The sequence below is a fragment of the Hymenobacter bucti genome (assembly GCF_042681145.1).
Taxonomy (GTDB): domain Bacteria; phylum Bacteroidota; class Bacteroidia; order Cytophagales; family Hymenobacteraceae; genus Hymenobacter; species Hymenobacter bucti.
This window is the reverse complement of the sequence record NZ_JBHUFD010000018.1, coordinates 1,044,331-1,053,586: the sequence shown is the minus strand read 5'-3', so window position 1 is coordinate 1,053,586 and position 9,256 is coordinate 1,044,331. Positions and strand designations below refer to the sequence as shown.

Below are 9,256 nucleotides of genomic sequence, written 5' to 3'. Positions count from 1 at the left end.
CCGCTTCTCTTTTAGGAAATGACTGATAATTAATCTACTACCATATCCACCACGCTCGTTACCAACGAGAGCGCGAGGCTGAAAATCAAGGCGCTCACAAAGCCCGTGACCGAGAAGCTACTCATTAAGTAATCGGCTAGCTTTATGATGATGACGTTGATAACCAGGAGGAAAATCCCTAGGGTCAGCACCGTAATCGGAAAGCCGATGAGCTTGAGTATCGGCTTGACCGTTGCGTTGAGCAAACCCAGCACAACAACCAGGATTGCGGCACTGCCCACCCCGGTGAGTTGCACACTCGGCGCCATTATTTTAGCCAGGCCATAAGTAAGCAAGGCCGTGAGGATGAACTTAATAAGGATTTTAACCATGACGGTGAAAGAGGTTTAGGGTGAGAGTTAGTCGGCGCTTTCCTTGCTTTCTTTGCCTTTGCCTTTGGCTGCGAGGCGGCCCTGCGACACGGCCATCCAGTTGCAGAGCTGGTAGAGCAGGCGGGCGCCCACAATGCCATTCCACTCACTATCGCCGGGTGCCACTTCGTTGAGGTCGAGGCCGATAATGGTGCGGCCCGAGCGCACTACCTGGCGCAGTAGGTATGTAGCTTCTTCGTATTCGAGGCCGCCGGGCACGGGCGTGCCGGTGCCGGGGCACAGCTTGGGGTCGAGGCCGTCGATGTCGAAGCTGATGTAGACTTTCTGCGGTAGCTGGGCAATTATCTTACCGCACACTTTCTTCCACGACTTCTTGGCGTACTTCTCTTCGCTCAGAAAGCGCTGGCCGAAGATGGCCACCCGGCCCACCGAATGCTCGATGAGGTTGGCCTCCTGCTGGCACATATCCCGAATGCCAACCTGCACCAGCTTCTTCACCTGCGGCAGTTGCAGGGCGTTGTACATGATGCTGGCGTGTGAGTATTTGAAGCCCTCGTAGGCCGGGCGCAAGTCGCAGTGCGCGTCAAACTGCAGAATGCCAAAGCCTTCAGGATTGCGCTCGGCCAGCGCGTGCAGGTAGCCTAGGGGCGTGCTGTGGTCGCCGCCGAGCACGGCTACGGTCTTGCCCGCGTCGAGCAGGGCGCCGGTTTTTTGCTTGAGCCACTGCAACAGCTTATCGCCTTCGGCATTGATGCGGGTAGTGGCGGTGCCGTGCAGCGCAGCTTCGGCTACGGGCTGGCCATTTTCGAGCCAGCCGATGTAGCCGGCCGCCAGCGGGCGCAGGTCGCGGCTGGCCTGGGCGATGGTTTCGTCTTCCTCCTCCATGGCCAAGCCCAGCTTCCAGGCGTCGGGCAGGTCGGGGTCGTAGAGGTCTACTTGCAGCGACGCCTCGCGGATGGCTTCGGGGCCCTGCGCGGTACCGGCACGGTAGCTCACGGTCACTTCCCAGGGCACGGGCACTACTACTACCTGGGCCTCGTCGGGGGTGAAGGGTAGGCCAAACAAGCCGCCCGCCGCGTCGCCCAACGCGTTGGGGTCAAAGTTGGCAATTTTTTGGGCGCGAGAATCTGTTGACACGAGTAAAAAATAACACCAAGCGCGGGGCACTTGGTGAGGTTAAGAGTGAGCTTTTAAGGTAGATTAGCCGGGCGCCTAGGCAACCAGCCAGGGTGTTTAGCGCGGTGTTAGGCAGCCGACTGGGTTTTACCCAGAAAGTCGTAAGTGCGAATAATCTCCAGGATTTTCTCGAACGTAGCCCGGTCAAAAAACAGCATCAGGGGCAATTCTACCGAGTTGTTCTTGTCCGAAAACTGGGTAATAACCGAAAAAATTAAAGGCTGCAGGGTATCCGGGTCGGGCATCAGGCTATGCAGGGCGGCCGACAGGTCGCCGGTTGGCGCCTGGGGCGGCGCCCCGTAGATGCTGGCTTTCAGAATATTGGCCAGTTGCGTTACCAACGCCCCGGTGATGATGTTGCTGATTTCCAGCAGCAGAGATTCCTGTAGCTCATCCAATTTCAGGGAATCAGTTACCTGCATGCGCAGGCAAACTTTGGACAGTCGCTGAATGTGCTGACCCGAGAAGAACATGAACGTTGACCCGTTGAAATCACCCCGGATGTCGCTTTGAATAGCCACGTAGCGCGCCTGATAATCGCGTACCCGCCCGATGATGTCGGTGCTCGGCAGCAAATCCAGGTTGGGCACTTCGAGCATTACCCGCTCCTGCGCAATCACTGCGAAGCTATCGGCCGCGCGCGCTAGGCCGATATTGAGAATTTCGCGGATAATGTCGCGCTCCAATTCATTCATTAAGACACTCATAACATTCTAGGCGTAGAAGCAGCGGGCAGAACCTGCGCGGTACTTACGAAAGCAAGTGAAAAGCGGCTGAAGTCAAGGCCGTTTAGTTAAGAACAGGCGAGTAAGGGCGGGCACGTCGAGCACCAGGCACAGTTGCCCGCTACCGAGCAGCGTTACGCCCCCAAATAAATCTATTGTATCCAGAGGCTTGCTCAGGGGTTTCACCACGATGCTTTGCTGGCGCAAAAAGCGGTCTACTATCAGCCCGAGGCGGCGGTTGCCGTAGCTCACCACCAGCACCTGGTACAGGGTCTCGTGGGGGGGCAGGTCGGCGCGGGTGGCACGGGGCAGCGGCTCGTCGCCCTCAGCATACAGTAGCTGGCGCAGAGGCACTAAGGGCACGTTTTCTTCCTGCACCCGAGTCATGAGCAGGCCGCCCACGGCAAATATTTCGTCAGCGGGCAGCGCCAGCACGGTGTCGGTGTGCAGCAGCGGCACGGCGTAGGCGCGAGCGTCCAGCTCAATCAGCAGTGCTCCCTTCACGGCAATGGACGTGGGCAGCACCAAGGTAAACGTGGTGCCCTTGCCCAGCTCCGAGCTTACCCGCAGCCGGCCCCCTAGGGAGTCGATGGCGAGCTTCACCACATCAAGGCCCACGCCCCGGCCCGAGATGTCGGTTATCGTTTCGGCCATGGAGAAGCCCGGCTCGAAGAGCAGCATCCACACGCCTTCCTCGTCGAGCAGGGCAGCGGCCTCGGCCGTCACAACATTTTTGCGGATGGCTTTTTTGCGCACGGCTTCCGTATCGATGCCCCGGCCGTCGTCCTGCACTTGAATCAGCACGTCATCGCGCTCGGTAAGGGCCGAGATTTGCAGCCGCCCCGCCGCCGGCTTGCCGGCCGCCACACGGGTAGCGGCGTCTTCGAGGCCGTGGCTAACGCCGTTGCGCACAATGTGCAGCAGCGCATCGGTGATGAGCTGCAGTACGTTGCGGTCAATCTGCACGTCTTGCCCAGACAGGGTCAGCTCGACCTGCTTGTTTTCAGCGGCGGCCACGTCGCGCACCACCCTAGGAAACTTGTTGAGTAGCACCCCCGCACCTACCAGCCGCACATCCATTACGGAGTACTGCAGGTCGTCGGAAATGCGGAACAGGTGCTGAGCGGTAGTTTGCAGCGCGGCGTTGCCAAGCTCGGCGGCTAGGGTCAGAATTCGGTCGCGGTCGATAACGAGCTCGCCCACCAGGTTCAGCAGCTTGTCGAGCTTTTTGACCGGGATATACACCAAGTCCGACAGCTCGAGCTTGCGGCCGGCATCAGCGTCGGCCTCCTCGGTAGTTTGCTCCGGGGCGGCCTGGGCGGGCTCCTTGCCCTGAATGAGCAGCTCCAGGTTATCAAGCAGCGTGTGCGCGTCAGCCGATTCCTGGCCGGCGCCCACGGCCCGAATCATGCCCCCTAGGGTATCGACAGCCCCGAAAGTGAGCGGCACGAGCGAGCCGGTAAACGTGCGCTCCTGCCCCCGAATCTGCCCAAATAGGGTTTCCATCTTGTGGGCCACCTCCCCCATGTCCATAAATCCCATGGCGCGGGCGTTGGCCTTGAGGTTGTGCATGAGCCGGAACAGCTCGTTGAGGGCCGGCGTGTCCTGCGGGTTGCGCTCGAGCTCGCTGAGATGGCGCGACATGGCGTCGTAGTATTCCAACGCCTCGGCCATGAACAGCTCCCGGTACTCCTGGTCGCGTGATTTCATGGCCGGTGGGGTCGCAAGCTGCGCTGACCTGCTATGAGCCCAGCCGCACTGCATCGCCCGGCCCAGGTTATCCTGGCCGGCCAGCAAAGGCCCGGTAACACGTTAGCAGTAGACATCAGCAGCAAAACAACGCAAAAAAGAAGAAGAAAAAGCCAGCCTGGGCGCTCGGCCAGGCTGGCCTTATTGCAAGCAAGGTACTCTAGGCGCGGGGACCGTCGCCCTGCAGGGCGCCGCCCACAATTTCGAGCACCCGCTCTTCCGAGAAAGGCTTCACGATGTAAGCCAAGGCACCGTTTTCAATGGCCTCGTTCACAATGGTTTCCTGGCCCACGGCCGAGCACATCACCACCTTAGCATCGGGCTGCTGCTGGCGAATGCCTTTGAGCACATCGAGGCCCGTGTTGTCGGGCAAGATTACGTCGAGCGTAATGAGGTCGGGCGTGGTAGCCACGGCCATTTCCAGCGCCTGCTGGCCGTTGGCAGCTTCGCCCACCACGTCGTAGCCGGCGTCGGTGAGCATATTTTTGAGCATCGTCCGCATATAGAACGAGTCGTCGACGATGAGAATGCGCTTATTCATGAAGCTGTACTTGAGATAAAGAAGGAAGCAGTATGTAGGTGGTGGCAGGCTGCCACGCGGCCTCTCTACGGCTATTTGGGCGGGGCGGGTGCATTTGGCGCGTCGGGGGCCTTGGTCAAGGCGGGTTCAGCCTTGCCGGGCAAGCGCATTATTTCACTAGGAGTTAACAGCTTAGCCATATCCAGCACGATAATCACACCTTCATCATCGGGCAGCTTAGCAATGCCTTCCAGGTACTTATCGCGCTGGCCGCTGTCCTGCACAAACTCCGGCGCGGGCTCGATGAGGCTGACGGGAATGGTGAGCGGGCGCGGCACCTCGCGCACCATCAGGCCGAGGGTGTAGTCGGCGGCCTCCACAGCCAAGGTGTAGGAAAATTCGGGCACAGGCCGGCCGGCTGGCCGCAGCTGAAACCGCTCCTCCAGGTCCACGATGGCGATAATATCGCCGCGCAGATTGGCAATGCCTTTAATGAAGGGGGGCGTTTTGGGCATCTTTACCACTTCGGGCGTCACCGTCACCTCTTTCACTTGCTCGATGCGAATGCCGTAGTCCTCATCGCCCAGCCGGAAAACAATGAGTTGGACCACGGCTTCCGGCACCGCCGGGGCAGCGCGCCGGGAGCCCGGCGCCGCAGAAGAATCAGCCATATATAAGTACGTACTTCCTAGGTTAGGTAGGGCGCCCGCTCCGTTGTGCAGCGGGCGCCCTAGGTGGCGTTAGTCCTTCGAGCGAGCTTTGGTCTTGGTGCGGGGCCGCGCCGGGGTGGTGGCCGCCGGCGCGGGCTCGGCTGCTACTGACGTAGCAGCTTTGGCCCGGCGGCGCGAGGTGGGAGCTGCGGGCGCGGGCGCAGGGTCTGCGGGGGCAGCCGCTGGCCTACGGGTCAGCCGCCCGGTGTGGCTACTAGTAGCCACACCGGCCTTCGGGCTTTGCCCGTTGGAGTGACCGTTTGCGCTGGCCGCGCTGTTGTGGCGGCCAGCCGCCGTGAGGCGCGACGAGGACAGCTGATTACTAGCACCAGCCGCGCTGGCCGGCGCGGCAGCGGGGGTGGGCGCCGCGGTAGCCACCGGGCGGCGCACCAGGCGGCGCGGCAGGGGTTCGGGCTCTGGCTCGGGTTCGGGCTCGTAGTATTCAACGAGCTGGAAGGTTTCGAGGCCGTCCTGCAAGTCGTCGGCGATGTCGGAGAGGCGCTGCGAAGAGCTCACCAGCTCCTGCATTGAGGTCGAGAGCTGGCGAGCCGTGCCGGCCACCTGCTGGGTGCCAGTGGCCGTTTGCTCGGCAATGGCCACCACTTCTTCCACGTACTTTACCACGTCGCCGATAGACGTTTGCTGCTGGGCCGTGGCCGTCAGAATGTCGCGCGAAGTGCGCAGCGTTTCGCCGCTACTGGTCGCGATATTTTTAAAGGCCGTGCTGGCCTCAAACGTCGCGTTTTTACCCTTGAGCACCCGGCTTTCCATGGCGCTGATAGCGGCCGCAGCGCTGGTCGTGTCCTTGCGCACATCTTCCACCAGCGTCGCGATTTCGCTGGCTGATTTGCGCGAGCCTTCGGCAAGCTTACGAATTTCTTCGGCTACTACGGCAAAGCCGCGGCCGGCTTCGCCGGCGCGGGCGGCTTCGATGGCGGCGTTGAGGGCCAGCAGGTTAGTCTGCGAGGCAATGTCGGTAATCACGCCCAGCGATTTGCTGATTTCCTGCGAACGGGTCGAAAGCACTTCGATAGTGCGCGAGGTCTGGGTGGCGGCCCCGGAGATTTCCTCCATGTTCTTCACCACCTCGGCCACCGTTTTCAGGCCTTGCTGCGAGCTCTGCTCACCCATGATGGCCGACTTGTTCACCACGTCGGCTTTGTTGGCCGTTTCGCGGGTGGCGGTCATGATTTCCTCAATCAGCTTGAAAGCCTGGTCGGTCTTGAGGGCTTGGTTTTGCGCGCCTTCGGCCATCTGCTGCATGGCCAGCGCCACGTCAACCGTTACCCGGCTCATTTCCTGACCTTTATCCACCATTTCTTCCGAAGAAGTGCCCACTACCTGCGCCGAATCGTTAATTTCGCCGAGCAGCGTATTGAGGTTTTCCACGGCCAGGTTCAACGAGTTCGACATCGAAAGAATGTCGCCCGTCGTCTGAATCTCCACGAGCTGCGTCAGGTCGCCTTCCGACATGGCTTGCACCACGCGGCTCACTTCCAGCACTGGCAGGCCGATGCTCTCAATCAGCGCGTTCAACGTGTCTACCAGTTCTTTCCACGAGCCCGACACGCCGCCCACGGTAGCGCGCTCGGTCAGTTTGCCCTCGGCGCCCGCTACACGGGCCACGCGGCTTACTTCCGAGGCCAAGCGGTTGAGGTCGTCCACCATCAGGTTGATGGTTTGAGCCAAGTCGGCCACCTCGCCGGCCGCCTCCAGGGTCAGCTTCTGGGTCAAGTCACCTAGGCTTACTGCCGTCACGATTTTTACGATGCCCCGCACCTGGGTGGTGAGGTTGGTGGCCATCGTGTTCACGTTGTCGGTCAGGTCTTTCCACACGCCGCTCACGTTGGGTACTTCGGCCTGGCCGCCGAGTTGGCCCTCGGTGCCCACTTCCACAGCCACGCGGGTTACCTCGCCGGCGAAGATGTTGAGCGAGTCCACCATCTGGTTGATGTTGTCCTTGAGGTCGAGCAGTTCGCCGCGCACGTCCACCGATACTTTCTGGCTGAGGTCGCCGCGGGCCACCGCGGTCGTCACGTTGGCAATGTCGCGCACTTGGCTGGTAAGCGAGGCGGCCATCGTGTTCACGTTGTCGGTCAGGTCTTTCCAAGTGCCTTTGACGCCCGGCACGTTGGCCTGGCCGCCGAGCTTGCCTTCGGTGCCCACTTCGCGGGCCACCCGGGTCACCTCGTCGCCGAACACGTTCAGCGAGTCCACCATCTGGTTGAGGTTTTCCTTGAGCTGCAACAGCTCGCCGCGCACGTTCACCGTTACGCGCTGGCTGAGGTCGCCGCGGGCGACGGCCGTAGCCACGTTGGCAATGTCACGCACCTGAGAGGTCAGGTTAGAGGCCATCGTGTTCACGTTGTCCGTCAGCTCTTTCCAGGTGCCCGATACGCGGGGCACGTTGGCCTGGCCTCCTAGGATGCCCTCGGTGCCCACCTCGCGGGCCACGCGGGTTACCTCGCCGGCGAAGATGTTGAGCGAGTCCACCATCTGATTCAGAATGTTCTTCAGGTCGAGAATCTCGCCCTGCACATCCACCGCCATCTTTTGCGAGAGGTCGCCGCGGGCTACTGCCGTAGCCACGTTGGCAATGTCGCGCACCTGAGAGGTCAGGTTGGCGGCCATCGTATTTACGTTGTCCGTCAGCTCTTTCCAGGTACCGCCCACCCTGGGCACCACAGCCTGGCCGCCGAGCTTACCCTCGGTGCCCACCTCGCGGGCCACGCGGCTTACCTCGTCGCCGAAGATGTTGAGCGAGTCCACCATCTGGTTCAGAATGTTCTTCAGCTCCAGAATCTCGCCCTTCACGTTCACCGTCATCTTCTGGCTCAGGTCGCCCCGGGCCACGGCCGTGGCCACGTTGGCAATGTCACGCACCTGAGAGGTCAGGTTGGCGGCCATGTTATTCACGTTGTCGGTCAGGTCTTTCCAGGTGCCGCTCACGCCGGGCACGTTGGCCTGGCCGCCGAGCTTGCCTTCAGTGCCCACGTCGAGCGCCACCCGCGTCACCTCCCCCGCAAACAGGTTCAGCGAGTCCACCATCTGGTTGAGGTTCTGCTTGAGCTGGAGCAGTTCGCCCTTCAGCTCCACCGTCACTTTCTGGCTGAGGTCGCCCCGGGCTACGGCCGTGGCCACGTTGGCAATGTCACGCACCTGAGAGGTCAGGTTTGAGGCCATCGTGTTCACGTTGTCCGTCAGCTCTTTCCACACGCCGCCCACGTTGGGCACCACCGCCTGGCCGCCTAGGCGGCCTTCGGTGCCCACTTCCTGCGCCACGCGGCTCACCTCACCGGCGAACACGTTGAGGTTGTCGATGGTCCGGTTGATGGTTTCGGCCATCAGCTTAAAATCGCCCGACACCGGAATCTGGAAGCTCTCGTCGAGGTTGCCCCGGCTGATGTTTTTCAGCACCTTACCCACCTCCAGTACCGGCACCGCGATGCTATCGACCAGGCCGTTGATATTGTTGAGCATGTCGCGCCAGAAGCCCGCCGCCCCGTCGGCCGAGGCCCGGGCCTTGAGGTTGCCTTCCACCCCGGCCACCTTCGAAATGCGCGACACCTCCCCGCCTACCCCGCCTATCATCTCCACCATCGAGTTGTAGGCCTCGGCGATTTCCGAAAAGATATCGTCGTTTTGTTTGGTCAGGCGCACGCTCACGTCGCCTTTCTTAAAGGCGTCGAGGGCGAAGAGCACGCGGTTGAGCTGCTCGTTCACGTAGTCGGTGTCGCGGGTTATCTCCGCCTCGATGCGGTGCGAGCCGCGCTTACGGGCGCTGTCCGGGAAGCCCGGATTGCTGGGCGCCGAAACCAGCTCGACCTCGGCCGCCGCGTCGGTGGGCGCAGGTGCAGGTTTTCTTTTGGCAGTAGCCATATAATAAGGACAACAGGAAAGCTGAGCCCGGGGGCCCGGCAGGTGGGTTCAGCAAAAGTATAACAATGACGCGGCTTGCCAAGGCGTGCCCTAGGGTACGTTTTTAAATCGGGCGCGGCGAAGCGT

At 61.3% G+C, this 9,256-nt stretch carries 7 protein-coding genes; all 7 read right to left on the bottom strand.

Going from position 1 to position 9,256, the window contains the following annotated elements; genetic code table 11:
- Positions 1 to 29 precede the first annotated feature (29 nt).
- The 7 genes from ACFSDX_RS23465 to ACFSDX_RS23435 all read right to left on the bottom strand — a co-directional run bounded on the left by ACFSDX_RS23465 (position 30) and on the right by ACFSDX_RS23435 (position 9,130).
- Positions 30 to 371 (bottom strand): phage holin family protein, encoded by a 342-nt coding sequence (locus tag ACFSDX_RS23465; protein ID WP_382318070.1) that lies wholly within the window; start codon positions 369 to 371, stop codon positions 30 to 32.
- Positions 372 to 398: 27 nt separating this feature from the next.
- Positions 399 to 1,508, bottom strand: a complete 1,110-nt coding sequence (locus tag ACFSDX_RS23460) for an agmatinase family protein (RefSeq protein WP_382318068.1) — start codon at positions 1,506 to 1,508, stop codon at positions 399 to 401.
- 107 nt (positions 1,509 to 1,615) lie between these two features.
- The gene (locus ACFSDX_RS23455; RefSeq protein ID WP_382318066.1) at positions 1,616 to 2,254 is read right to left on the bottom strand and encodes a chemotaxis protein CheC; all 639 of its coding nucleotides are present in this window, start codon (positions 2,252 to 2,254) and stop codon (positions 1,616 to 1,618) included.
- A 72-nt stretch (positions 2,255 to 2,326) separates the two neighbouring features.
- Entirely contained in the window at positions 2,327 to 3,982 is a 1,656-nt protein-coding gene (locus ACFSDX_RS23450; protein WP_382318064.1) for a chemotaxis protein CheA, read from the bottom strand.
- 199 nt (positions 3,983 to 4,181) lie between these two features.
- Positions 4,182 to 4,562, bottom strand: a complete 381-nt coding sequence (locus ACFSDX_RS23445; RefSeq protein ID WP_144843900.1) for a response regulator — start codon at positions 4,560 to 4,562, stop codon at positions 4,182 to 4,184.
- Between the two features lie 71 nt (positions 4,563 to 4,633).
- Positions 4,634 to 5,212 (bottom strand): chemotaxis protein CheW, encoded by a 579-nt coding sequence (locus ACFSDX_RS23440; RefSeq protein ID WP_382318062.1) that lies wholly within the window; start codon positions 5,210 to 5,212, stop codon positions 4,634 to 4,636.
- Between the two features lie 69 nt (positions 5,213 to 5,281).
- The gene (locus ACFSDX_RS23435; RefSeq protein ID WP_382318060.1) at positions 5,282 to 9,130 is read right to left on the bottom strand and encodes a HAMP domain-containing protein; all 3,849 of its coding nucleotides are present in this window, start codon (positions 9,128 to 9,130) and stop codon (positions 5,282 to 5,284) included.
- Positions 9,131 to 9,256: the final 126 nt, after the last annotated feature.